The organism is Pseudomonas sp. LTR0, assembly GCF_036630035.1.
GTDB lineage: Bacteria > Pseudomonadota > Gammaproteobacteria > Pseudomonadales > Pseudomonadaceae > Aquipseudomonas > Aquipseudomonas putida_Y.
Genome location: NZ_CP123734.1, coordinates 2571461 through 2596788 on the forward strand (window position 1 = coordinate 2571461; position 25328 = coordinate 2596788).

General features: G+C 63.6%; 18 protein-coding genes. 9 read left to right on the top strand and 9 right to left on the bottom strand.

The features are described from left to right. The first annotated feature begins 339 nt into the window (after nucleotides 1–339). The 5 genes from peaA to QCL51_RS11905 all read left to right on the top strand — a co-directional run bounded on the left by peaA (nucleotide 340) and on the right by QCL51_RS11905 (nucleotide 6670). A complete protein-coding gene (peaA, locus tag QCL51_RS11885; protein ID WP_031322210.1) occupies nucleotides 340–1905 on the top strand; it encodes a quinohemoprotein amine dehydrogenase subunit alpha in 1566 nt (521 codons plus the stop codon). A 48-nt stretch (nucleotides 1906–1953) separates the two neighbouring features. After that, nucleotides 1954–3384, top strand: coding sequence for a quinohemoprotein amine dehydrogenase maturation protein (gene peaB / locus QCL51_RS11890; RefSeq protein ID WP_021782948.1), 1431 nt, complete (start codon nucleotides 1954–1956; stop codon nucleotides 3382–3384). Between the two features lies 1 nt (nucleotide 3385). Next, nucleotides 3386–3709: a quinohemoprotein amine dehydrogenase subunit gamma gene (gene qhpC, locus QCL51_RS11895; protein WP_014590799.1), complete on the top strand. Its 324-nt coding sequence runs from the start codon at nucleotides 3386–3388 to the stop codon at nucleotides 3707–3709. A 31-nt stretch (nucleotides 3710–3740) separates the two neighbouring features. Then, nucleotides 3741–4862 carry a quinohemoprotein amine dehydrogenase subunit beta gene (gene peaD, locus QCL51_RS11900; RefSeq protein WP_021782949.1) on the top strand — a complete coding sequence of 374 codons (1122 nt, stop codon included), beginning with the start codon at nucleotides 3741–3743 and terminating at the stop codon, nucleotides 4860–4862. Between the two features lie 134 nt (nucleotides 4863–4996). After that, the gene (locus QCL51_RS11905; protein WP_021782950.1) at nucleotides 4997–6670 is read left to right on the top strand and encodes a fatty acid CoA ligase family protein; all 1674 of its coding nucleotides are present in this window, start codon (nucleotides 4997–4999) and stop codon (nucleotides 6668–6670) included. A gap of 75 nt (nucleotides 6671–6745) precedes the next feature. On the opposite strand, the gene mobA is transcribed toward QCL51_RS11905, so the two are convergent. The 3 genes from mobA to QCL51_RS11920 form a co-directional block, all read right to left on the bottom strand. Beyond that, nucleotides 6746–7321, bottom strand: coding sequence for a molybdenum cofactor guanylyltransferase MobA (mobA, locus tag QCL51_RS11910; protein WP_323600600.1), 576 nt, complete (start codon nucleotides 7319–7321; stop codon nucleotides 6746–6748). 61 nt (nucleotides 7322–7382) lie between these two features. After that, nucleotides 7383–10511, bottom strand: coding sequence for an efflux RND transporter permease subunit (locus QCL51_RS11915; protein WP_021782952.1), 3129 nt, complete (start codon nucleotides 10509–10511; stop codon nucleotides 7383–7385). An 11-nt stretch (nucleotides 10512–10522) separates the two neighbouring features. Continuing rightward, entirely contained in the window at nucleotides 10523–11698 is a 1176-nt protein-coding gene (locus QCL51_RS11920; RefSeq protein ID WP_028697189.1) for an efflux RND transporter periplasmic adaptor subunit, read from the bottom strand. 163 nt (nucleotides 11699–11861) lie between these two features. On the opposite strand from QCL51_RS11920, the gene QCL51_RS11925 reads away from it, so the two are divergent. Continuing rightward, nucleotides 11862–12563 (top strand): response regulator transcription factor, encoded by a 702-nt coding sequence (locus QCL51_RS11925; RefSeq protein WP_021782954.1) that lies wholly within the window; start codon nucleotides 11862–11864, stop codon nucleotides 12561–12563. Between the two features lie 6 nt (nucleotides 12564–12569). Beyond that, complete coding sequence (locus QCL51_RS11930; RefSeq protein WP_021782955.1) at nucleotides 12570–13868, top strand: ATP-binding protein; 1299 nt, start codon at nucleotides 12570–12572, stop codon at nucleotides 13866–13868. Between the two features lie 34 nt (nucleotides 13869–13902). Here QCL51_RS11930 and QCL51_RS11935 read toward each other — a convergent pair whose 3' ends face one another. The 4 genes from QCL51_RS11935 to nrfB form a co-directional block, all read right to left on the bottom strand. Beyond that, nucleotides 13903–14994, bottom strand: a complete 1092-nt coding sequence (locus QCL51_RS11935; RefSeq protein WP_021782956.1) for a GGDEF domain-containing protein — start codon at nucleotides 14992–14994, stop codon at nucleotides 13903–13905. A gap of 122 nt (nucleotides 14995–15116) precedes the next feature. Next, on the bottom strand, nucleotides 15117–15956 hold the full coding sequence (locus QCL51_RS11940) for a DUF4434 family protein (protein WP_021782957.1): 840 nt from the start codon (nucleotides 15954–15956) through the stop codon (nucleotides 15117–15119). Beyond that, on the bottom strand, nucleotides 15956–18961 hold the full coding sequence (locus QCL51_RS11945) for a phage receptor (protein WP_338444868.1): 3006 nt from the start codon (nucleotides 18959–18961) through the stop codon (nucleotides 15956–15958). The genes QCL51_RS11940 and QCL51_RS11945 overlap by 1 nt, the downstream gene beginning before the upstream one ends. After that, a complete protein-coding gene (nrfB, locus tag QCL51_RS11950) occupies nucleotides 18958–21132 on the bottom strand; it encodes a cyclic di-3',5'-guanylate-activated glycosyltransferase NrfB (RefSeq protein WP_021782959.1) in 2175 nt (724 codons plus the stop codon). The genes QCL51_RS11945 and nrfB overlap by 4 nt, the downstream gene beginning before the upstream one ends. Nucleotides 21133–21324: 192 nt before the next feature. Here nrfB and QCL51_RS11955 point away from each other — a divergent pair, with 192 nt between their 5' ends. Together QCL51_RS11955 and ilvA are read left to right on the top strand one after the other, a co-directional pair. Further along, nucleotides 21325–21756, top strand: coding sequence for a PACE efflux transporter (locus tag QCL51_RS11955; protein ID WP_003253887.1), 432 nt, complete (start codon nucleotides 21325–21327; stop codon nucleotides 21754–21756). A gap of 181 nt (nucleotides 21757–21937) precedes the next feature. After that, nucleotides 21938–23497, top strand: a complete 1560-nt coding sequence (gene ilvA, locus QCL51_RS11960; RefSeq protein ID WP_338444869.1) for a threonine ammonia-lyase, biosynthetic — start codon at nucleotides 21938–21940, stop codon at nucleotides 23495–23497. A gap of 111 nt (nucleotides 23498–23608) precedes the next feature. On the opposite strand, the gene QCL51_RS11965 is transcribed toward ilvA, so the two are convergent. Next, a complete protein-coding gene (locus QCL51_RS11965; RefSeq protein WP_103469723.1) occupies nucleotides 23609–24790 on the bottom strand; it encodes a hypothetical protein in 1182 nt (393 codons plus the stop codon). Nucleotides 24791–24841: 51 nt separating this feature from the next. Next, complete coding sequence (locus QCL51_RS11970) at nucleotides 24842–25321, bottom strand: VOC family protein (RefSeq protein ID WP_021782962.1); 480 nt, start codon at nucleotides 25319–25321, stop codon at nucleotides 24842–24844. Between the last annotated feature and the right edge of the window lie 7 nt (nucleotides 25322–25328).

Consider the following 25328-nt stretch of genomic DNA (forward strand, 5'->3'; position numbering starts at 1 on the left):
GATGGCCGCAAAGCGTTGTGGGCGTTGGGTTTTGCCTGAGCGCAAGGCTGCGATTGCCGGGTTGCCCTGTTGCACATTGAGACGATGTGAGACGGTGGTGAAACAGTGGCTGTTCGGCGTCTTCGCGGGCCCTGTCTCAACATGAAACACCCTGTCGCGAAATGGCACGCTGCAAATGGCCATCCCGGCTGCTGGCCAAACCTCGAAAACCGCTTAAAAGGTTGAAAGGAAACGTTTTTACCGCAACTGGCACAGTTCCTGTATCACAACCGTCACATGCACACCTGCTGTACCAAAGCGTGCGAAAACGATAAGAACAACAACCGTGGAGGTCTGACCTTGAAGACGACTCGACTCCGGCGGCATGCGGGCAAACTGGCGCTGGTCGCCGCCGCGCTGCTGAGCACCCAGGCCATGGCGGCCGAGCAGGGCCCGAGCCTGTTGCAGAACAAGTGCATGGGGTGCCATATCCCCGAAGGCAACGACACCTATAGCCGCATCAGCCACCAGCGCAAGACGCCGGAAGGCTGGCTGATGAGCATCGCCCGCATGCAGGTGATGCATGGCCTCCAGATCAGCGACGACGACCGTCGCACGCTGGTCAAATACCTGGCCGACAAGCAGGGCCTGGCGCCTAGCGAAACCGATGGCGTGCGTTACGCCATGGAGCGCCGGCTCAATACCGTCGAGCACTTCGACACCCAGCTCAGCGAGACCTGTGGCCGTTGCCACTCGGGTGCTCGTGTTGCCTTGCAACGGCGTCCGGCCAAGGAGTGGGAACACTTGGTCAACTTCCACCTTGGCCAATGGCCGTCCCTTGAATACCAGGCCCAGGCGCGTGACCGCGACTGGCTGCCGATCGCCCTGCAGCAAGTGGTGCCGGACCTTGCCAAGCGTTACCCGATGGAAAGCACCGCCTGGGCCGAATGGCAGAAGGCCAAACCCAAGGCGGACGTACTGCCGGGGCAGTGGGCATTCAGCGGCCATATGCTGGCCAAGGGCGATGTACGTGGGGTGATGAGCGTCACGGCCGGAGAGGGCGATACCTTCAAGGTCGAGGTCAAGGGTGCTTACGCCGACGGTACACCGTTCAACGGCAGCGGCTCGGCCATCCTGTACAACGGTTATGAATGGCGCGGCAATGTGAAGGTTGGCGATACCAACCTGCGTCAGGTGTTCGCTGCGCTGGATGGCGAAATGAAAGGCCGTATGTTCGAAGCCGATCACGATGAGCGCGGCCTGGACTTCAGCGCCGTGAAGGAAGGCAAAGCGCAGTTGCTGGCGGTGCAACCGGCGTTCATCAAGGCCGGCGGCGAAAGCGAAATTACCCTGGTTGGCAGCGGCCTGTCTGGCAAGCCGGACCTGGGCGCCGGGGTGGAAGTGACCGAAGTGCTGGAGCAGACCCCGACCTTGGTAAGGGTCAAGGCCCGCGCCGCGGCCGATGCCAGGCCAGGCCTGCGCGAGGTGGCGGTAGGTGCGCTCAAGGGCGTGAACCTGGCGGTTTACGACAAAGTCGACGAAGTGAAGGTCGTGCCGGCGTTCTCCATCGCGCGCATTGGCGAGAACGGCGCCTCCGTGCCGAAAGTGCAGGGGCGTTTCGAGGCTGAAGCCTGGGGCAAGGATGCCGATGGCCAGCCATTGCGTATCGGTTACCTGCCGGCCAGTTGGAAGGTCGAGCCGTTCAACGAGCGTGCTGTCGAGGATGAAGACGTCAAGTTCGCCGGGCAGATGCAGGCCGATGGCGTGTTCGTGCCAGGCGGTGCCGGGCCCAACCCGGAGCGCAAGATGATGACCAACAACGCCGGTAACCTCAAGGTCATCGCCACGCTGGCCGACGGTGGCCAGACCGGCGAAGGGCACATGATCGTCACCGTACAGCGCTGGAACAACCCGCCGCTGCCATAACGGCAGGCTGCAACGGTTTTCCAACGGATCGATTATCGGGAGGTCGCCATGGGCGTACTACTGAACCTGGTCGAACGCAACCTGCACGAAGTACAGGTTGATGCCGACCGCATGCTGTTCCACATCCCCAGCAGTTCGCTGTTCACCGCTGATGCGGTGACCGGCGGCATCATCGACACCTTGCGCCAGCAAGGCTGCTCGGCCGAGGAGCTGATGCAGCGCCTTGGCCAGCAGTTTGCCGGAGACGATATCCAGGACACCCTGCGCGAGCTGATCGCGCTGGAGCTGGTCAGCGACGGCTCGCCGCTGACCCCGGAAATCGCCCTCAGGCAGGTCGAGCGCACCGCGCTGAACACCGTGGTGCTCAACGTCAACACCGGCTGCAACCTCAGCTGCACCTATTGCTACAAGGAAGACCTGGACAAGCCTTCCGCCGGCAAAAAGATGAGCACCGCCACCGCCGAAGCCTCGGTGGAGATGCTGCTCAAGGAATCACCTGACGAGCAGCGCTACAGCGTGGTGTTCTTCGGTGGCGAACCGCTGTCCAACCGGCCGTTGATCGAGCACATGGTGGCTTACTGCGAGCGGCGATTCGCCGAGGCAGGCAAGCAGGTGGAATTCATCATGACCACCAACGCTACCTTGCTGACCGAAGAAATCATCGATTGGCTCAACGCCCACCGCTTTGGCCTGTCGATCAGCATCGATGGCCCCAAGACCGTGCACGACCGCAACCGTATTACCGTGGGCGGGCAGGGCACCTATGACGTGGTGCGGCGCAAGGCCGACCTGCTGCTGTCGCGCTACACCAGCCGGCCGGTGGGGGCGCGGGTTACGCTGACCCGTGGCATTACCGACGTTGAAACCATCTGGAACCACCTGTTCAACGAAATGGGATTCGCCGAGGTTGGCTTTGCCCCGGTTACCTCCGGCGACATGGCCGACTTCAACCTGACTGGCGAAGAGCTGGTGCAGGTCTTCGCCAACATGAAGGCACTCGGCCGGCGCTACCTGGAGGCGGCACTGGAGCACCGCAACATCGGCTTCTCCAACCTGCACCAGTTGATCACCGACATCCACGAAGGCCACAAGAAGGCCCTGCCGTGTGGCGCCGGGTTGAAGATGCTGGCGGTGGACCACGAAGGTGAGCTGAACCTGTGCCACCGCTTCACCGGCTCCAGCCTGCCCACCTTCGGTAACGTGCACCAGGGCGTGAAGCAGGCGCAGCTCAACGACTTCCTGTCGCAGCGCCTGGACCGCAGCAACACCGGCTGTGAAAGCTGCCGTATTCGCAACCTGTGCTCCGGCGGCTGCTACCACGAAAGCTATGCGCGCTACGGCGACCCGCAGCACCCGACTTACCACTACTGCGAACTGATGCGCGACTGGGTGGACTTCGGCATTGAAGTCTACAGCCGCATCATGGCCGTCAACCCGGCCTTCATCGATCGCTACATCACCCCGCGGAAGGCGCATTGACATGAAGCACTTGAAGCCCCTGAACAACAAGGCGCGCATCCTGGAGCAGGCCGCCGCCGAAGACCGTGTCGAAGAAGTGATGGCAATGAGCGCGGTGGCAGGCTGCACGGCCACTACCGACCCGGGCTGGGAGGTGGACGCCTTTGGCGGCGTGAGCTCGCTGTGCCAGCCGATGGAGGCTGACCTTTATGGTTGTTCCGACCCTTGCTGGTGGCCGGCCCAGGTGCCGGACATGATGAGCACCTACCAGGACTGGAACGCCCAGGCGACCAACTCGGCAGAGGACTGGCGCAACCTCGGCACCGTGTTCCCGAAAGACAAGTGACGGCCCAACAAGAATGACAAGGGGAAACCGCATGAAAGCTGGACGCTGCGCGCCATTGGCGCTCACCATCGCCGCCATGGCTTGCGCCGGGCTGGCACAGGCCGACGATACTGGCCCGGCACTGAAGGCTGGCCACGAATACATGATCGTGACCAACTACCCAAACAACCTGCATGTGGTCGATGTGGCCAGTGACACGGTCTTCAAAAGCTGCCGGATGCCCGACAAGTTCGGCCCTGGCACCGCAATGATGGCGCCGGACAACCGCACCGCCTACGTGCTCAACAACCATTACGGCGACATCTACGGCATTGACCTGGACACCTGCAAGAACACCTTCCACGCCAACCTGTCCAGCGTAGCCGGTGAAGTTGGCCGGTCGATATACTCGTTCGCCATCAGCCCCGATGGCAAAGAGGTGTACGCCACGGTCAACCCGACCCAGATGCTGAACGACCATTACGTGGTCAAACCACCGCGGCTGGAGGTGTTCAGCACCGCTGATGGCCTTCAGGCCAAGCCCGTACGCACCTTCCCGATGCCGCGCCAGGTGTATCTGATGCGCGCCTCCGACGATGGCAGCCTGTACGTTGCCGGGCCGGATATTTACAAGATGGACGTGAAGACCGGCAAATACACGGTGGCCCTGCCGTTGCGCAACTGGAACCGCAAAGGTTACAGCGCCCCGGATGTGCTGTACTTCTGGCCGCACCAGAGCCCGCGCCATGAGTTCACCATGCTGTACACCATTGCCAAGTTCAAGGATGACAAGCAGGACCCGGCCACCGCCGAACCGCTGTATGGCTACCTGAGCATCGACCTTAAGACCGGTAAGACCCACACCCAGGAGTTCGCCGACCTGACCGAGCTGTACTTCACCGGCCTGCGCTCGCCCAAGGACCCGAACCAGATCTACGGCGTGCTCAACCGCCTGGCCAAGTACGACATCAAACAGCGCAAGCTGATCAAGGCGGCTAATCTGGAGCACACCTACTACTGCGTGACGTTCGACAAGAAGGGCGACAAGCTTTACCTGGGTGGCACCTTCAATGACCTGGCGGTGTTCAACCCGGATACGCTGGAAAAGGTGAAGAACATCAAGCTGCCGGGTGGTGACATGTCTACCACGACGCCGCAGGTGTTCGTTCGCTAAAACGGTGTGTGCTTCTTCGCGGGTAAACCTACAAAGGACGGCGCCACATTTGAGGCCGGTGCAGCTTTTTGTAGGAGCGGGTTCACCCGCGAAGAAGCCAGCACAGAAAACACAAGAACAACAAGAGAACGCCCATGCCCCAGCCAAGCTACACCCAGGGCAACCAGGACAAGCCCCTGCTGACCCAATGCATCGGCGACGCCTTCGACGCCACCGTGGCCCGCTTCCCCGACCGTGAGGCGCTGGTGGTGCACCATCAGGCCCTGCGCTACACGTGGCGGCAACTGGGCGACGCCGTCGACCAGCATGCCCGCGCGCTGCTGGCCCTGGGCGTGCAGCCCGGTGACCGTCTTGGCATCTGGGCACCCAACTGCGCCGAGTGGTGCATTACCCAGTTCGCCAGCGCCAAGGTTGGCGCGATCCTGGTCAACATCAACCCGGCCTACCGTTCCAGCGAACTGGACTACGCCCTTGGCCAGTCCGGCTGCCGCTGGGTGATCTGTGCCGACGCCTTCAAGACCTCCGATTACCACGCCATGCTGCAGGGCCTGCTCCCGGGCCTGGCCAGCAGCCAACCGGGCGCGCTGATCTGTGAGCGCTTCCCCGAGCTGCGTGGCGTGGTCAGCCTGGCGCTGTCGCCACCGCCCGGGTTTCTGGCCTGGAACGCATTGCAGGCCCGTGCCGAGGTTGTCAGCGGGGAGGCCCTGGCCGCACGCCAGGCACAACTGCATTGCGACGACCCGATCAACATCCAGTACACCTCAGGCACCACCGGTTTCCCCAAGGGAGCCACCCTTAGCCACAGCAATATCCTCAACAACGGGTACATGGTCGGCGAAAGCCTGGGCCTCACCGAGCACGATCGGCTGGTGGTGCCGGTGCCGCTGTATCACTGCTTCGGCATGGTCATGGCCAACCTCGGCTGCATGACCCACGGCAGCGCATTGATTTACCCCAGCGATGCCTTCGACCCGCTAGCCACGTTGCGGGCAGTGGCGCAGGAAAAAGCCACTGCGCTGTATGGCGTGCCGACCATGTTCATTGCCGAACTGGACCATCCGCAGCGTAGTGAATTCGACCTGTCGAGCCTGCGCACCGGGATCATGGCCGGCGCGACCTGCCCGATCGAGGTGATGCGCCGAGTGATTGGCGAGATGCACATGGCCGAAGTGCAGATTGCCTATGGCATGACCGAGACCAGCCCGGTGTCCTTGCAGACCGGTGCCGCTGACGACCTGGAGCGTCGCGTGACTAGCGTCGGTCGCACCCAGCCCCGGCTGGAGAGCAAGGTGGTGGACACCGAAGGCAACACTGTCCCGCGTGGCGAGATCGGCGAACTGTGCACTCGCGGCTACAGCGTGATGCTGGGTTACTGGAACAACCCCAAAGCCACCGCCGAGAGCATCGACGTAGACGGCTGGATGCACACCGGCGACCTGGCGATGATGGACGAGCATGGCTATGTGTGTATTGTCGGGCGCAGCAAGGACATGATCATTCGCGGCGGCGAGAACATTTACCCGCGCGAGCTGGAGGAGTTCTTCTTCACCCACCCGGCGGTGGCCGATGTGCAGGTGATTGGCGTGCCGTGCAGCAAGTACGGTGAAGAGATCGTGGCCTGGGTGCGGCTGCACCCGGGGCATACTGCTAGTGAAGAAGCGTTGCGTGAGTGGGCGAGGGCAAGGATTGCACACTTCAAGGTGCCCCGGTATTTCCGTTTTGTCGACGCGTTCCCGATGACGGTTACGGGCAAGGTGCAGAAATTCCGGATGCGCGAGATTAGTGTCGAAGAGCTGTCTTCCAGATGACCTTTTACGTGCGCAAGCTGAAGGCAACACAGTCCTTAAGTGTTGTGGATTACCTGTTGGGGCGATGTCATGCCCTCAGTCTTGCAGCCGGTCCGGGCTGTTGAAGTTGCTTAGCCGGCGATCACTCTCGGCGCACTCCAGCCCTTGCACCGCCTCGCGCAGCAGGGCCTTCTGCAAACTTCGCTCACCTGCTGCCCAGGCCTGCTCCAACACCGGCAACACCCGCTTGGGCAGTACGCTGAACATCGGCTGCCAGAAACCATCCTGACGCACCATTGCCGCGCTGTTACCGGTCACTGCCAGCCGCAGCAGGCCCTCGATCAATTCGCGATCAACCAGCGGCGCATCGCAGGCCAGCACCACCACCCACCCATGACGCGCCACCCTGAGCCCGGCAATCACCCCCGCCAGCGGCCCGGGGAAGTCGGCTTCTGCATCGCCCACCAACCGGTCGGCGTATGGCCGGTAAGCCGCCTGGTTACGATTGCAGGAAATCACCAGGTCGTCGCTCAGTGGCCGCACCACTCGATGAACATGTGCAATCAACGGCTCGCCTTGCCAGTCCACCAGGCCCTTGTCACGGCCGCCCATGCGCTGGCCGCGGCCACCGGCGAGAATGAGGATGGAGCAGGGGGGGAGTGCGTCAGGCATGAAAAAGGGTTCCGGGCAGTCATTGCCGGGAACCCTCCCATTTCACGCGGGGCTTGTCCAGTCAGCTTTCGCGGGGCACGGGTTGCCCGTCGCTGTCATGCGCCTGGCGTCGCTGTGACAGGCGCATCACCACCACGAAGAACACCGGCACGAACACCACCGCCAGCGTGGCGCTGAGCATGCCGCCGATCACCCCGGTGCCAATCGCCTGCTGGCTGGCAGAGCTTGCGCCGCTGGCGATGGCCAGAGGTACCACGCCGAGGATGAACGCCAGCGAAGTCATCACGATCGGCCGCAGGCGCAGGCGGGCCGCTTGCACGGCGGCGTCGGCGGCGTCCACGCCCTGGTCTACCAGATGCTTGGCGAACTCGATGATCAGGATGGCGTTCTTCGCCGACAGGCCGATCAGGGTGATCAGGCCAACCTTGAAGAACACGTCGTTGGGCATGCCGCGCAAGGTCACCGCCAGCACCGCACCGAGCACACCGAGCGGAACGACCAGCAGCACCGCAGTCGGGATCGACCAGCTTTCGTACAGCGCAGCCAGGCACAGGAACACCACCAGCAGCGACAGCGCCATCAGCAGGGGGGCCTGGCTACCGGACAGCCGCTCCTGCAGTGACAGGCCGGTCCATTCCAGGCCGGTACCGGCCGGTAGCTGCGCCACCAGCCGCTCGACTTCGGCCATGGCCTCGCCCGAGCTGTAGCCGGCGGCTGGCTCGCCTGAGATCGACACCGCCGGGTAACCGTTGTAGCGGGTCAGCTGCACCGGGCCGCTGACCCACCGGGCCTGAACGAACGCGCCCAGTGGCACCATCTTGCCGCTGTCGTTGCGCACGTGAATGTTCAGCAAGTCTTCGACCTGGCTGCGCTGGTCACCTTCGGCTTGCACCACCACCCGCTGCATACGGCCCTGGTTTGGGAAATCGTTGACGTAGCTGGAGCCCACGGCCACGTCCAGCACCGTGCCGATATCGGCAAACGACACCCCCAGTGCGTTAGCCTGGCGGCGGTCGATTTCCAGTTGTACCTGCGGGCTTTCCGCCAGCGACGCTTCGCGCACGTTGGTCAGCACCTTGCTTTTGCTGGCGCTTTCGAGCAACTGGTCACGGGCAGCCATCAGCTCGGCGTGGCCTATGCCGCCACGGTCCTGAAGGCGAAATTCGAAACCGGTCGACTCACCGAGGCCGTCGATGGGCGGCGGCAGTACCGAGTAGGCTATCGCGTCCTTGAGCTGGGTGAAGGCCATGGTCGCGCGATCGGCGATCGACTGAGCGCTGTCGTCGGCGCTGCGCTCGGACCAGTCCTTGAGGGTGGTGAAGGCCAGCGCCGCGTTCTGCCCGCTACCGGAGAAGCTGAAGCCCAGGATCAAGGTGGTGTTGCCCACGCCCGGTTCTTCGGTGTTATGCGCCTCGATCTGCGCGGCTACCTGTTCGGTGCGCATGCGGCTGGCGCCCGGCGGCAGTTGAATGTCGGTGATGGTGTAGCCCTGGTCTTCAGTGGGCAGGAACGCCGTAGGCAGCTGGCTGAAGCCGTAGCCCAGCACCGCCAGCAGTACCGCGTACACCAGCAGGTAGCGGCCGCTGCGCTTGAGCGCCTGCACCACCCAGCGCTGGTAGCCGTTGCTCATGCTTTCGAAGCGGCGATTGAACCAGCCGAAGAAGCCTTTGCGTTCATGGTGCTCGCCCTTGGCCACGGGCTTGAGCAGGGTGGCGCACAATGCCGGGGTCAGGCTGAGGGCGAGAAACGCCGAGAACAGGATCGACACCGCCATCGACAGCGAGAACTGCTGGTAGATCACCCCCACCGAGCCTTGCATGAAGGCCATGGGCAGGAATACCGCCACCAGCACCAGTGTGATGCCGACGATTGCACCGCTAATCTGGCTCATGGCCTTGCGCGTGGCTTGCTTGGGGGGCAAGCCTTCTTCGGCCATGATGCGCTCGACGTTCTCTACCACCACGATGGCATCGTCGACCAGAATGCCGATGGCCAGCACCATCCCGAACAGTGTCAGCACATTGACCGAGAAGCCCAAGGCCAGCATCACGGCGAAGGTGCCCATCAATGCTACCGGCACGACCAGGGTCGGGATCAGCGTGTAGCGCAGGTTCTGCAGGAACAGGAACATGACTGCGAACACCAGCAGCATGGCCTCGAACAGGGTGTTGATGACCTGCTCGATCGACACCTTGACGAACGGCGAGGTGTCGTAGGGGATGTCGTACTTGACGCCTTCCGGGAAGTAGCGCGCCAGGTCCTGCATCTTCGCCCGTACCAGGGTAGCGGTTTCCATGGCGTTGGCGCCGGGCGACAACTGCACGCTGAAGGCCGTGGCCGGTTTGCCGTTCAGGCGCGTGCCGTACTGGTATTCCTGGGCACCGATTTCAACTCGGGCGACATCCCCGATGGTGACCGTGGAGCCGTCCGGGTTGGCGCGCAGGACAATGGCAGCAAACTCTTCGGGGCTGCTCAACTGGCCTTTGACCACCACGTTGGCGGTGATCTCCTGAGTGCTGCGGCTGGGCAGATCGCCGATGCTGCCAGGGGCGACCTGGGCGTTCTGCGCAGCGATGGCTTCGGCTACATCGTTGGGCGTGAGGTTGAAACCGATCAGCTTGCGCGGGTCGATCCAGATGCGCATGGCCCGTTCGGAGCCATACAACTGGGCCTTGCCGACGCCCTTGAGGCGACGGATCTCGTCCATCACGTTACGTGCAAGGATGTCCGACAGCGCTGTTTCATCGAGCTTGCCGTCTTCGGAGGTGAGGGTCGCCAACAGCAGGAAGCCGGTGGACACTTTCTCCACCTGCAGGCCCTGCTGGGTGACCGGGCGCGGCAGGCGCGACTCGACCACTTTCAGGCGGTTCTGCACGTCGACCTGGGCCAGGTCCGGGTGGGTACCCGGGGCGAAGGTGGCGGTGATGGTGGCGCTGCCCAGGCTGCTCTGCGACTCGAAGTACAGCAGGTTGTCGGCGCCGTTGAGCTCCTGTTCGATCAGGCTGACCACGCTTTCGTCCATGGTCGCCGCCGAGGCACCTGGGTACACGGCGTAGATTTCCACCTGCGGCGGTGCCACGTTGGGGTACTGGGCCACCGGCAGTTGCGGGATGGCCAGCGCGCCGGCCAGCAGGATGAACAGTGCGACCACCCAGGCGAATACCGGGCGATCGATGAAGAATTGCGGCATGAATCAGGCCCTCACTGGCCGGTATGCTGTGCGATGGGTGGGGCAGCGGGCGTATTGTCGACCTGCACCTGGTCACCGGCCTTGACGTGCTGCAGGCCCTCGACCACCACCCGCTCGCCGGCCGCCAGGCCCTCGCTGACGATCCAGCGGTCGCCTTGGGCGCTGCCCAGTACAACCTGGCGGTCGCTGACCCGGGCTTGCGGGTCTACCACCAGCACCTTGGGCACACCGGCGCTGTCGCGCAGGATGGCGCGTTGCGGCACGCTCAGCCCCTTGGGTTGCACCGCTTGCTCCAGGCGTACCCGCACGTAGCTGCCAGGCAGCAGGTCGAGGTCCGGGTTGGGGAACTCGCTGCGCAGGGTGATCTGGTTGGTGCTGGGGTCGACGCTGATGTCGGAGAACAGCAGCTTGCCCGGCAGCGGGTAGGCGCTGCCGTCATCCTGGATCAGCGTGGCGCGTGCCTGGCCGTCGCCCACCTGTTGCAATTCGCCAGCGCGCAGGGCGCGGCGCAGCGCGTTGAGCTCACGGGTAGACTGGGTGACATCGGCATGGATCGGGTCCAGCTGCTGGATGGTCGCCAGCGGGGTGGTTTCGTTTTGCCCGACCAGCGCGCCTTCGGTGACCTGGGCGCGGCCGATACGGCCGGAAATCGGCGCGGTCACGGTGGCATAGCCGAGGTTCAACCGGGCGCGCTCCAGCGCCGCCCTGGCTTCGGCCACTTCGGCATCGGCCTGCAGGAAACTGGCCTTGGCGTTGTCGTACTCCTGGCGGCTGACGGCTTTGTCGTCGACCAGTTCGCGGTAGCGCTGTTCTTGCAGGCGCGCCTGGTACCGGGTGGCCTCGGCCTTGGCCAGCGTGGCGCGGGCGCTGTCGTGGTCGGCCTTGAACGGCGCCGGGTCGATCAGGAACAGTACATCACCCTGCTTGACGTCGCTGCCTTCGCGGTACACCCGCTTGAGCACCACACCTGCGACCCGCGCACGCACTTCGGCGGTGCGTGGCGCGAGGATACGGCCGCTGAGTTCACTGCTGATGGCCAGTGGCTGCAGTTGCAGGGTTTCCACGCGCACCTGCGCAGTGGGAGCCTGTTCGTCTGGTTCGGCGCTGTCGCTGCAACCGGCCAGGGACAGGCTCAGCAATGCCATGAGCGCCAACGGGCGCAGGCACGGGGAGAGGGTAGTAGGCATGCGGATCTTCCGATGATGACCGTGTATATGCTAAGGCAGACGCTGCCTGGGCGGCTGTTAATACCTGTAGGGCGAGTGTGAAAAAGTGTGAAGAATGATCCTGTCGAGTGGTCGGGTTCTATATTCTGCACAGGCTTATTTCAACCCAGACTCTCAAGCACCTATGCCGAACATTTTCCTGGTCGAAGACGACAGCGCCCTGTCCGAGCTGATCGCCAGCTACCTGCAACGCAACGACTTCCATGTCCAGGTGATCGCCCGGGGCGATCATGTGCTGGACGAGTACCGTCGGCAAAGGCCTGACCTGGTCATCCTTGACCTGATGCTGCCGGGCATCGATGGCCTGCAGCTGTGCAGGCTGCTGCGCCAGGAGTCGCAGACCCTGCCAATCCTTATGCTGACGGCCCGCGACGACAGCCATGACCAGGTGCTTGGCCTGGAAATGGGGGCCGACGACTACGTGACCAAACCCTGTGAGCCACGCGTGCTGCTGGCCCGCGTGCGCACGTTGCTGCGCCGCAGCAGTGTCCACGAGCCGCGCCTGGAAAACGACCTGATCCTGATCGGTGGCCTGCGCATCGACCTGGCTGAGCGTACGGTGAGCTGGCGCGGCGAAGAGGTGGAGCTGTCCAGCGGCGAGTACAACCTGCTGGTGGTGCTGGCGCGCAATGCCGGTGAGGTGATGAACCGCGACCGTATCCTGCAACAGTTGCGTGGCATAGAGTTCAATGGCACCGATCGCTCCGTTGATGTGGCCATTTCCAAACTGCGGCGCAAGTTCGACGACAACGCCGGCGAAGCGCGCAAGATCAAGACCGTGTGGGGCAAGGGCTACCTGTTCAGCCGTGTCGAGTGGGAGTGCTGACCGGCCATGCTCAAGATCCTGGTGCGGCTGTACCTGGTGATCATCGTCGCCTACGCCGGCGCGTTGCTGTTCATCCCTGACACCATCGTCGGCCTGTTCCGCGACCGGTTCATGGCCTACAACCTGGACCAGGCCAAGGGTGTACAAGCGTTGATCGTGCGCCAGTTCCGCCAGGCCCCGCGTGAGCAGTGGCCAGCGGTGGAGCAAGAGCTGGCCAGTGATTTCGCGCCGCTGCAACTGCAGCTGCTGCGCATGGACCAGGCCGGTTTGAGCGATGAAGAGCAGGCGCGACTGGAGCATGGTCTGCACGCAGTGCGCATTGCTGAGTGGGGCTATTACGAAACGGTGCTGGCGCCGCTGGACAGGGAGTGGCTGGTACGCCTGCATTCCCCGCCAGACCCGCTGGACATCAACGTGCTGTCGTGGGGTGTAACCGTATTGATCGGTGCAGCCATGTTAGGCTGCCTGCTGCTGTGGGTTTGGCCGCACTGGCGTGATCTGGAGCGCCTCAAAGAGACCGCTCGGCGCCTGGGCCAGGGGCAGATGGCCGAGCGCACGCACATTTCGCCTCACTCCAACATTGGTGAACTGGCCGGGGTATTCGACACCATGGCCAGTGACCTTGAACGCCACGTCAACCAGCAGCGTGAGCTGCTCAATGCGGTATCGCACGAGTTGCGCACGCCACTGACCCGGCTGGATTTCGGCCTGGTGCTGCTGTTCGACGAAGTGCCGCCAGCCAGCCGCAAGCGCCTGCTGGAGCTGGTCGGGCATGTGCGCGAGCTGGATGAGCTGGTGCTGGAACTGCTGTCCTACAGCCGGTTGTACAACGCCGACCAGGCGCGGGAGCGGGTGGAGGTATCGCTGCTGGAACTGGTCGACAGTGTGCTTGGCGGCTTCGCCGAGGAACTCGATGGCCGGGGTATCCAGTGGGAAGTGCGGGCCGAGGGTGAGTTGCCGCGCTTTGTACTGGACCCGCGGCTGACGGCGCGCGCGGTGCAGAACCTGGTGCGCAATGCCATGCGCTATTGCGATGAAAGCCTGTTGCTGCGCTTGCGCCTGGAAGCCGACGGCGCCTGCCTGCTGACGGTGGAGGATGACGGGATTGGCGTGCCTGTGGAGGAGCGCGAGCGGGTGTTCCAGCCGTTCTATCGCCTGGACCGCAGCCGCGATCGCAACACCGGTGGTTTTGGCCTTGGGTTGGCAATCAGCCGGCGGGCGATCGAGGGGCAGGGTGGCACCTTGACTCTGGCGCAGTCGGCGCTGGGTGGGGCGCAGTTCAGGATTCGTTTGCCCGCTGGATGATAGGTTGGCTGCACCCGCGAAGAGACCGGGCCTGCTAATCCTGCTCTGCCAGTTGGCTGGACCACAATACAAAGCGATCCTTGCCGGTGTGTTTGGCTTCATATAGCGCCTGGTCGGCGCGGACCAGTGCTGTAGTCAGGCTCTCTCCCCGGTCAACCCTGGCCAGACCAATGCTGATGGTGACCGGGTGCTCGCCAACGTCCTCGCGCACGCGCTGGCACAGCGCTGCCACTCGCTGCTCGGCTCCTTGCTGATCCAGCCCTTCAAAGAAGATCGCAAACTCTTCACCCCCCAGCCGGGCAAACGCTTGATCGGCCATGCTCGCCTTGATATGCAGGGCCACGCGCTTGAGCACTTCATCGCCCACGTCATGGCCGAAGCGGTCATTGACCCGCTTGAAATTGTCGATATCGATCATCGCCAGGAACTGCCCGGACGTCGCCATCCGCAGTTGGCGGTCGGCCTGGGCCATGAACGAGCGGCGGTTGGGAATGTTGGTCAGGGCATCGACGTAGGCTTGCTCCAGCAACACCTTGGACAGGTAGAAATTGTGCAGCTTGGTTTTGCGGATCTGCAGGTAGCTGTAGCTGACCAGGCCGCTTAGAAACACAGCATAGCTGATCAGCATGGCGCCTTCGAGCCCGTCGGGCGCTATGCGGGTGTGGTAGAACGGACAAAGCACCACCCAGGTGATGACCATGGCGCAGAAGAATGACCAACGCCGCACCGGCAGCACCGACATGGCATACAGCACGGTGGATACCCCAAGCACCAACCACACCGGGCGCAGGGCTATCGGGATGCCTTCGATCACCAGGCGCATGCCCAGGGTGATGACGGTAATGAACAGCAGGTTGAGCACGTCGAAGTGATGGCTGCGGCGGGTGAAACGCAGCACCACGATCAGGCCGCCGAGCAGGGTGATGAACAGAAAGGACAGCCAGGTGAAGCCTTGGCCGCCGAGGAAGCTGACGATCAGGTCGAAGACCAGCCAGATCAGGACGCTGATGCAGAACACCAGCAGGCAGAACGAGCGCATGGACTCGAATTCGTGCTGGCGGAACTCGGCGCGCAGCGCCGCAGGCGCGACCTGCTGGCGTACGTGTGCTTCGATGGTCTTGAGCATCGGGGGCTCCTGAGGCTACTACTTTTTCAGGCCTGGACCTTTCGCGGGCAAACCCGCTGTTACAGGGAACGTACGGTTTGGGGGCCTGTGGGTTCACCCGCGAAGAGGCCGGCCCTGGCGACTCATTGCTGTGGCAAGACACCTTGGGCCCAGGGCCGGTAGCGCAAGGCAAACACTGCCTCGGTATGGCACCCGCTACCCAGCCGGGGCTCGGCAGGCTCTGCCCGAAACGCCTGATCCGGTGCGCTCACCTGGCGGAACGCCTCGCGCACCACTCCCACCCGGCACGGTAGGGCCTGCTCATAGCCCTGACGTACCAACACCGGCAAACGCCCGGTGCCGGCGCCATCCTGCCACCACACAGTCAAGCCCAAGCCGGCCAGTTGATCCAGCCAGACGGCATTGACCCGCGGCGACAGCTTGCCTGTGCTGAAGGCGCTGATATGCAACGGTTTGTCCAACTGGCGGTTGAAGGCCTGTAGCTGGCTGTACAGCGCATCACGCCGTTCGGCCTCGCGTAGATGCTGGTCGTCCAGTTCCATGGGCAGGTACCAGCCATCCACTGGCAACTGCCAGGCCTGGCGCAGTTGCTGGTACTGGCTGAGCGAGCGCCCCAGCTGCGCTTTCCAGTAGCTGTTCAGGCCTTCGCCATCCAGCTCGTCGAGGCGCTGGTAGTAGGCCGGGTCCATGTACAGCCCCAGCACCAACTGCAGGCCTTCGGCACGCGCCGTGCGCAGGCTGTTGGCCAGCCAACCTTTGGCTCCGCCGAAATCGCTGTCGCCATAGGCACTCCATTGCACGATCAGGGTTTTGCCACCTTGGGCCGCGGTGGCTTGCCACAGGTGCTGCCACTGGGCGGGCGTGACGCTGGCATCGCGGTTCAGGGGTTGGTAGAACAGGCGCTGGTCAGCTGTGGCCGGTAGGCACAGGGCCAGCAGGCAGAAGGTGATGAGCGCACGCATCAGAAGGTCATCTCCGCACCGACCAGCGCGCCGTTGGCGCGCTCGTAAAGGTTGCCGCCCAACGATTGCTGATACTCGGCACGCACTTTCAGCGAGCCGCGGTAGGCGTTGTAGCGGTCGTCGTCGAACCACCATTGCCAGCGCACGCCAACCCCGGCGCGGGCGTCCTGGCGCCAGTCGTTGCTGGGGTCCTGGCTGGAGAACTCGACAAAGCCGTAGGGCATGAGGGTTTGCGGCGAGCTGCCCGGCAGCTTCCAGGCGTGGCCCTGCTGGTAGCGCGACAGCCAGGCATGATCGCCGGCACGGGTCCACCAGGCAGCATCAAGGTAGAGGAACCGTTCGTTCCAGTCGTCCTCATCGATGCGCCAGTCGTTGCGCCAGCCTCCCTGGTCGAGGAACGAGGCGGTGGCGCGTAGCAGCAGGTCATTGCTCGATTCGGCGTGGTGGCGCAAATCGCCCCAGTTGCCGCCGACCTTGGCCGGGCTCAGCAACTGGCCAAGGCTGAGGCCGCGGTAGTGGGTTTCGTCGATCTGCCGCTGGTGGTAAAGCTCGGCATACAGGTTGAGGTTGGCCTGGCCGAGCGGTTTGTAGCGCAGGCCGACACCGGTACCCATGCTCTGGGCATAGTCGGTGCGGCTTTGGCCACCGAACAGTACCCGGCCATACACTGACAGGGTGCTGCCATTGCGGCTGGGCTCCTCGCCCAGAGCATGGTCCCACATGGCCAACTGCACGTTCTGCGATTGCGCCCGGCGCGAGCTGCCGCTGCGCTGGCCGTTGTCGAGAAATTTGTCGTTGGTCGAGGTGCCGGCCGGCGACCAGGTGCTGGCCAGGGTAATGGTGTCGCGACGCGACAGGCTCTCGTGGGCGCGGCGCTGGCGGTACTTGCGGGCCTCCAGGCTGCCGTATTCGTCATCACCGTCGACCAGGTTCTGCTCTACGTCGAGGATGCGGCGCAGTTCGCGGCGTGCCGCAGCGCTGTCTGCATGTTCGTCGTAGCGCAAGGCAAGTGTTTCGCCAAGGCGGTAGTCCTCGGGGAAGTCGCGAGTGGCGCGCTCAAGGTAGGGGATCGACTGCATGCGCTGAGCCTTGTCCGTCGAGCCAGCCAGGCGCATGCCGTAGTCGGCGCGATAGCGCGGCTGGTCGGGAGCCAGGCGCACGGCTTCGGCTAGCCAGGCGGTGCTCTGCGCACTTTTGCCGGCCAGTTGCGCGGTGCTGGATGCGGCGTAGTAGTGATCGGCGCGCGGGTTGTGCGCCAGGGCCTGGCGCTGGAAGCCCAGCGCGGTCTGCGGGTCACCTTGGCGCTGGGCGATGGCGGCGCCCAACGCCCAGTCGTCGGCGCTTTGGTGCGCGGCAGCATCCCAGTAGCGGCGCGCTGCATCCGCGTCGCCTGCATTCAGCGCGCCGCGTGCGGCGGTGAGGCGGGCATTATCGGTAAAGGCGCTGTCTGGCAGGCTGCGCCAGATGGGCCGGGCGGTTTCGGAGTCGCCGGCCGCTTCGAGTGCGTAGGCCAGCGGCAGACGATTGCCAGGACCGCCCAGGCGCTCGGCAGCCTGGTAGTAGACCACCGCCTCACCCGGCTGGTCGGGCATGGCGCAACGGCCCAGGGCGCGGTACTGGCCCGGTTCGCTCGGGCTGGCCGGCACTGCCTGGCGCACGGCATCGCACTGGCCGGCCTCGGCCAGCCGTCCGAGCAACTGGGCGCGGGTGTTGGCGTTTACCCGGGGTATCAGGCCGAGCATGCGGCGGCTGTCCAGTGGGCCGTCACTGCGGGCATACAGGTTGCCCAGACGCTGTAGCAGCGATGGGTCGAGGCGGCCCAGGTGGCGGTCGTAGGCCTGCTCCAGCAATTGCCGTGCGTGATCGCCGTAGCCCTGCTCGGTCAACAGGAAGGTGGCTTGCTCCAGTGCGGCGAGGTCGCCGGTCTGCCGATAGCGTTGTTCCCATTCTGCGGCGGTGCGCGGCCGCGGGGGTGGTGGTGGGGCGCCATACAGGCGCTGCCTGAGCACGGCATAAGCCCTTGGGTCGGTACTGGCGGAGCAGCCCTTGAACTGGTCCCGGGCCAGGTCCGGGTCTTGATGTGACAGCCAGTCGACCGTTTCAAGGCAGGGGCGCTGCAGATCGTTGCTCAGGCGCCGTACCAGCGGCGCATCGTCGCCTTCGCGGGCCAGTTGCCAGAGTTGTTGGCGCTGTTCGGGGTGCTGCAGCTGATCAGGCGGTAGCGACTGCAGCCAGCGTTGGGCCTGTTGATGGTGGCCGACGGCAATGGCGCGGTTGGCCATGGCCAGCCGCGCCTGGTTGGCCGCTGCGGCGGAGGGGGCGTGGGCCAGCAGCGCAGTCAGGCCCTTCTCGTCGACTTGCTGGATATAGGCATTGGCCAGGCGTTGCCAGTCTTCGGCAGGTAACTGGCCTGTGTCGGCCAGCGGCTGCAGTTGCTCGATGGTTTCTTTCCAGTTGCGCAACTGTTCGGCAAAGTTGGCCCGGGCCAGGCGCAGTACCTGGCCGTCCTCCCCGGGCGGCAGCTGGTTGAGCCATTCCAGTGCTTTGGCAGCGCCTCCAAACTTGGCCAGGCTCAGGCTGTAGGCCTGCCACAGGCGTATCCGGTGGCTGCCGTCGCTGGCGCCCAGCCATTGCTCCACCTGGCTGGCCGAAGGCGGGTCCTGCTCGATCCAGGTCAGGCGCAGCTCCAGCAGGGCGTCAGCGTATTCGGGGCTGTTGCCTAGCTGCTCGGCCAGCGCTTGGGCCTCCTTGTAACGGCGCTGGTGGGCCAGCGCTTCGACCAGCAGGGCGCGGGCTTCGTCGTTGTTCGGCACCCGGCCCAGCACATGGCGGGTCAGGCGCTCGACTTCAGCCCAGTTGTCTTTCCTGGCCTCGCGATAACTGCGGTCCATGAACGGAAAGCTGGTGAACCGCTGGAAGTCGGTCATCGGCGCCGAAGCGGCAACGGGCAGTGCGGCGGAGCATAGCAGCAGGCCAGTAAAGGTGAGGGAAAAACGCGGCTTCATGCCACCTCCCGGGTCAGATCAATCGCTACTTGCTGTTCACTGGCCTGTTCGATCAGGGCCTGCTCCAGCACCTGTCTGGTGATGATGCCGCGGGCGATCAGGTGCTCGCCGAGGCTTTGGTGTTCGGGGTCGAAGTCGATCAACGCCTGGTTGAACAGGGTGACAGGGACCATGCCGCGCACCTGCAGTAGCGCGCCTAGCATCACTTGATGATGGCAGACCCGTTCCAGCAGCGCTTCGTCGTCCTGATGGCGTTCAAGCACGGCCAGCATGTCTCGGGTTTCTTGATGCTGCCAGCGGCTTGGGTAGTGGTAGCGAAGGCCTAGCGTTACCCGGCCCTGGGGAGCCAGGCGTGCCTTGACCGGGCGCTTCAGCTGGCGGCTGATCACGCCCAGCGACACCTGACTGACCGGGCTTTCACTGGCCAGGATCAGCGTGTCGCCGTCTTCGTCCACTGGCAGTACGCCATAATGGGTGGCCAGCTTGCGTGGCAGTTTGGCGATCAGTTGCGGGTCGAGTTTGAAGGGGTTCAGCGGTGCCCAGGGCAGATCCAGTTGCTCGGCCAGGGTGGCCACCAACTGCTCGCTGTTCAGCCAGCCACGCAGTAGCAATTCGCGGCCCAGTCGCCGACGAACCGGGCTGGTGATCGCCTGCTGCAGCTGTTCGTCGGTTATCAGGCCCTTGGCCACCAGGCGCTGGCCCAGTGGTGTGCGAGCCGGGGCGGCGATGGCGGGGAACTCGTGGGTGGTCTTGTCCCAGGCCACGCGCCGCGAATCTCCCATTTCCATTACCTGGCGCAGGGCACGCAGGTTGGCAAAGAAGTTGACGAAGTTGCTCCACATCATCCGCGGCGCCGACAGCAAGCCCTCGCCGATGCCATAGAAACGGGTGACGAACCAGGCGCGCTGGAATAGCCGGTTGAGCAGCAACAGGCCGTTCAGCCACAGCAGGTTCGACAGCAACCAGCTGTCGCTGAGGATCGACATGAAGCGCCAGGACTCCGGCGCAAGCACCGTGACTAGCCACATGGCCAGCAACACCAGCAGTAACAGGTTGACCAGGAAGCTCAGCAGGTAGGCAAACAGCCCGCGGCGGTCACGCCAGAGGAAGTAGTTGAGCGCACCTTTTCGGCTCCAGCCGAGATTGCTGGTGCCCTGGAACACGATGCCGACGATCCAGCGCGACTTCTGTCGGATGGCATGCTGCCAGTCACGCGGGAAGTGCTCGCGCACGCAAATCACCTGGGAGAATTCGCGGCTCATGCCCGGGCGCCATTCCTGCTTCAGTGTCAGCGCTGGGTCGGTGATGGAATAGCGGGCGAAAATGCACTTCATGCCCTTTTGCTTCAGGCGAAAGCCGATGTCGTAGTCTTCGGTCAGGCTCTGTACGTCAAAGGCGATGCCGTCACCGTCCTCGAGCAGTGCGCTGATGGCGCGGCGGCTGAAGCAGGTGCCGACGCCGGCACTGGGCACCTGGCCGGTCAGCGCTTCGCGCACGATCACGTCCTTGCCGTGGTTTTCGGCAAACTCGTCGACATAGTGGCCGGCAGTAAAGCCCTTCCACTCCGGTGCGTAGGGATACACCGGGATCTGGATCATGTCCTTGTTCGGCAGCAGGTAGTTGAACAGGCGCAGCTCCATGGGCGAGATCACGTCTTCGGCGTCATGCAGGATGAAGCCGGCGAACTCAATGCCAGCGTCCTGCTGGAAGCGCAGCAGCGCGTCGATGATGTTGTTCAGACAGTCGGCCTTACTGGTGGGACCGGGGCGGGCGCAGACCACTTTATGCACGTTGGGGTAGTGCAGGCACACCGCGTCCACGTCGGCCTGGGTTTGCGGGTCGTTGGGGTAGGTGCCAACAAAGATCTGGTAGTTCTCGTAGTCGATCGTCGAAGCGGCCAGGCGGGCCATTTCACCGACCACGCCGACTTCGTTCCAGGCAGGGACCATGATGGCCAAAGGTTTTTCCGGGGCTTCGTACAAGCGCTTCTCATCGGCCTTTTCGAACTTGTCGTAGATGCGAAAACGCCGGATCAGCTTGCGCCCCCAATAGCACAGATCAATGAACAGGTCGTCCAGGCCCAGCAGAAACATCAGCGAGGCGAGGGTGATCGCCAGGAGCTTCAGGCCGAACAGCACGTAAGTGAGAAAATCGATAAATACCAGGCTCATGTGTCAGCCACCGACAGGGCAGAGTGGGCCATCGTCTTTTCCTCGCTCGTTCCTTCGACGAAGTTGCAGGAGATGTCACTGTCAGGTACGGAATAGATACAAGCAGCCGAACGTAGGATTGTCCAAATTTCGGGCTTTTTCTTGCGAGCTACATCTTGTAGCTTTACAGGTCGTTCATTCAGGGAGCTGAACATGCAAGGCAAGGCCCGCAAGATCGTCCAGGCCATTCTCTATGAGGCCATCGCCGTCGCCTGCGTGGCGCCTGCGCTGGAGCTGGCGTTCGGGGCCGGCATGGCGCAGTCGACCGTGTTGTCGGTGCTGATGTCGGGCATCGCGATGAGCTGGAACATGGGCTACAACTGGGTGTTCGAACGTTGGGAAGCGCGTCAGCACAAGCGTGAGCGCACCTTCTTGCGGCGCCTGCTGCATGCGCTGGGCTTCGAGGGTGGGCTGGTGGTGATTCTGCTGCCACTGGTGGCGTACTGGCTGGATGTGAGCCTGTGGGCGGCACTGCTGACCAACCTGGCGCTGTTCGTGTTCTTCTTCGTTTACGCCTTTGTCTTCCAGTGGGGCTTCGACAAGGTGTTCGATGTGCCGCTTTCGGCGCAGCAGGCCAAGTGTTGACTTTCGGCCGCGAGGCAGGCTAAGTTCCAGCACCATGAATACATTCCCGCACGTGAACGCCATTATTATTACCGCCATTATCAGCTTGGCGGGATAGCGCGTACGTGCACCGAACCCGCCCTGGAGGCGGGTTTGTTCTCTCTGACTCCTGGGCAACGTGAAAATAGCCAAGGAGTCATCGATGACCAGCTTCAGTGTCCCTCGTACTACCGTCACCCCTCAGCAACTGCTGTCGGAGCAGGTGCGGCGCATTCTTGCCGCGCCGGTGTACGATCTGGCCATCGAAACGCCCCTGCAAGCGGCTCCGGCCTTGTCTGCCACCCTGGGCAACCAGGTGTTGCTCAAGCGCGAAGACCTGCAGCCTACGTTTTCGTTCAAGATTCGGGGGGCCTATACCCGCCTGTCCCGTCTGACCGATGTGCAGCGTCAGCGCGGCGTGATCACCGCTTCGGCGGGCAACCATGCCCAGGGCGTGGCCTTGGCGGCATCGCATCTGGGTATCAAGGCAACCATCGTCATGCCCACCACCACGCCATCGTTGAAAGTGGAAGGCGTGCGTTCGCGCGGTGGGCATGTGGTGCTGCATGGCGAGAGCTTCCCGCATGCGCTGGCCCACGCACTGGAGCTGGCCGACAGCGAAGGCGCTACCTTCGTGCCACCGTTCGATGACCCGGATGTGATCGCCGGGCAGGGTACCGTTGCCATGGAAATTCTCCGCCAGCGCCCGGGGGCGCTGGACGCTATCTTCGTGCCCGTGGGCGGTGGGGGCTTGATCGCCGGTATCGCCGCCTATGTGAAGTACCTGCGTCCAGAAGTGAAGGTGATCGGCGTCGAGCCGGTGGATTCCAACTGCCTGCAGGCTGCCATGGCCGTCGGCGAACGCGTGATCCTGCCGCAGGTCGGCACCTTTGCCGATGGCGTGGCGGTGGCGCAAATCGGTGCCCATTGCTTCGAGCTGTGCCGCCACTTCGTCGACGAGGTGGTGACAGTGAGCAGTGACGAGCTGTGCGCGGCGATCAAGGATATCTACGACGACACCCGTTCGATCACCGAGCCGTCCGGGGCCTTGGCTGTGGCAGGTATCAAGAAGTACGTGGCGCGTGAGGGTGTGCAGGGGCAGACCCTGGTGGCCATCGACTCTGGCGCCAACGTCAATTTCGACCGCTTGCGCCATGTGGCCGAGCGGGCCGAGCTGGGTGAGCAGCGTGAGGCGATCATCGCCGTGACAATTCCGGAACAGCCGGGCAGCTTCCGGGCCTTTTGCCAGGCACTGGGCAAGCGGCAGATCACCGAATTCAACTACCGCTTCTACCCCGGCAAGGAGGCGCGCCTGTTCGTGGGCGTGCAGACCCACCCGGTGCACGACCCACGTGAGCAGTTGCTGGCCAGCTTGCGGGAGCAGGGGTACAGCGTGCTGGACCTGACCGACAACGAGCTGGCGAAGCTACATGTACGCCATACCGTGGGCGGGCATGCCGCGCCAGGGGCTGATGAGCGGGTAATGCGCTTCGAGTTCCCCGAACGGCCGGGGGCGTTGCTGGGGTTTCTGGAGCGGTTGGGCAAGCGCTGGAACATCAGCCTGTTCCATTACCGCAACCATGGTGCGGCGCAGGCGCGGGTGTTCGCCGCTTTGGAAGTGCCAGCGGACGAGCTGGCGGGCTTGCCGTTGACGCTGGATGAAATGGGGTATCAGTATTGGGACGAGACTGACAACCCGGCGTACAAGCTGTTTCTAGGCTGACGTACCTGTGTGGCCAATGCAAGGCTTGCCGCCTTTGTCTGCTGAGTGGCCGCCCCCCAAAAAGGGCGGGGCGGTCTCCTGCAAGGGGCTGCGTGAGCCAACGAACGGGTTTCAGCGCTCGCGCATGAAAAAGCCGGCAACGAACTTGCGGAACGTTTCCAGGCTTTTGAAGTCGGCGTAGCGCTTGAAGTTCTCGGTATCCGGCTCGGGGCCGATGGGTTGTTCCAGCAGCGACACTGACAACACCCGGTCCTGGTCCGAGGTCAGCACCAGCTCATCCATCACCTGCCCACCGATAACGGGGCGACGCATCTGCACTTTCACGCCTTTACTGGCCATCCAGTCGATCAGCGACACCAGTGCCTTGAGCGGTTCGCGCTCTTCATCGCGGTACACCGGGAACAGGTGCGCGCGCGACAGCACGGGCACACTGGCCACATGGATCAACTCATAGAAATGGCTACCGGCGCTGGTCGGCGAGTAGATCATCAGCGCCAGCAACGGCCCGGTGGTGCGGCTTCCGCCCCAGTACAGGTGATGCCCCTGGAAGTCGAAGCCTTCCTCGCTGCGGTTGTTGAGCAGCTTGCGCCCTTTGATCTGGTCGACGCAGTCCAGCAGCAGGCCGTGGCGGCGATGGTTGCCAAACACAGAGGCTTCGCGCAGACGGGACTTGAGCATCATCATGTGCTTCATGTCCAGGCGGGTTTCCAGGTAGTTGCTGGCGGGCACCCGCTCCAGCAGCGGATAGCGGCTGGCCACGCTGCGCAACTCGGCAAACTGTGTGGTCAGGTCTTTTTTCAGGTGGGTGGCGTAAAGGTTGAGCCCGCTGGTTTCAATCCAGGTCAGCAGCAGTGACAGCAAGCGCTGCTGTTCGCGTTTGTCGTTGCCATCGCCGGCGCCACCGGCCGGGCCAGCACGGAAGTCGCTGATCAGGCGCAAGGGTGTATCGGGTGGCAGCCAGGCGGCGGGTGGTGCGGGGTCGTTTTCACGTTCGGCGGCTTCCCGCTCGTCCTTGGTGAACGGGCAGCCAGGCGCGTGCTCGGCGGTGCCCGGGTTGTTCTTGAGGAAAAGTGTGCCGGTGCTGCCGTTGAGGGTGACATTGAGCACCGGCAAGGCATCGTTGCGGCAGTCGCAAGCCAGCCACTGGTTGGCGTTGCGTACTTTCATCAGTAGCTGGTTGGCCTGTAGCAGGCGCGGGCCGGCGAGGCTGCCGGTGGCAAAGCCGACCAGCAGTTCCTCTTCGGCAGGGGTCAGGCTGCGCACCTGAGTGGCGGTTTTGTCGATGATTCGCATGAAGCAGCTCCAAGCTACGAGCCTCAAGCTTCAAGCAAAGTCGCGCGGCTTTCAACTCGCCGCTTGGCTTCCGCCGAACATCTTCGCGGCGCGGGCGCGAATCTCATCGGGGGTCAGGTCCTCTTTGTGGGTGGAAACGAACCAGATGTTGCCAAACGGATCTTTCAGGGTGCCACTGCGGTCACCGTAAAACTGGTCGGTCAAGGGATGTAACTGGATGCCCCCGGCGGCCAAGGCCTGGGCGTAGACCTTGTCGCAGTCTTCAACATACAAGTGCAGACCTACACCCGCACCGCTGAGTTTCTGGCTGGCGGTGAGCCCGCCTTCCATGTCGCAGGGGTCGCCCAGCATCAGCGAAGAGTCGCCGATTCTCAGTTCGGCATGGCCAACGCGACCGCCCGGGGCATCGAGGCGGAACATTTCCTTCGCACCAAAAGCTTGCTTGTAGAATTCGATGGCCTTGGCGGCGTCGTTGATGGCCAGGTAGGGCGTGATGCTGCGCTGGCCTTCGGGGATGGGTTTGACTGCCATGTTCGAC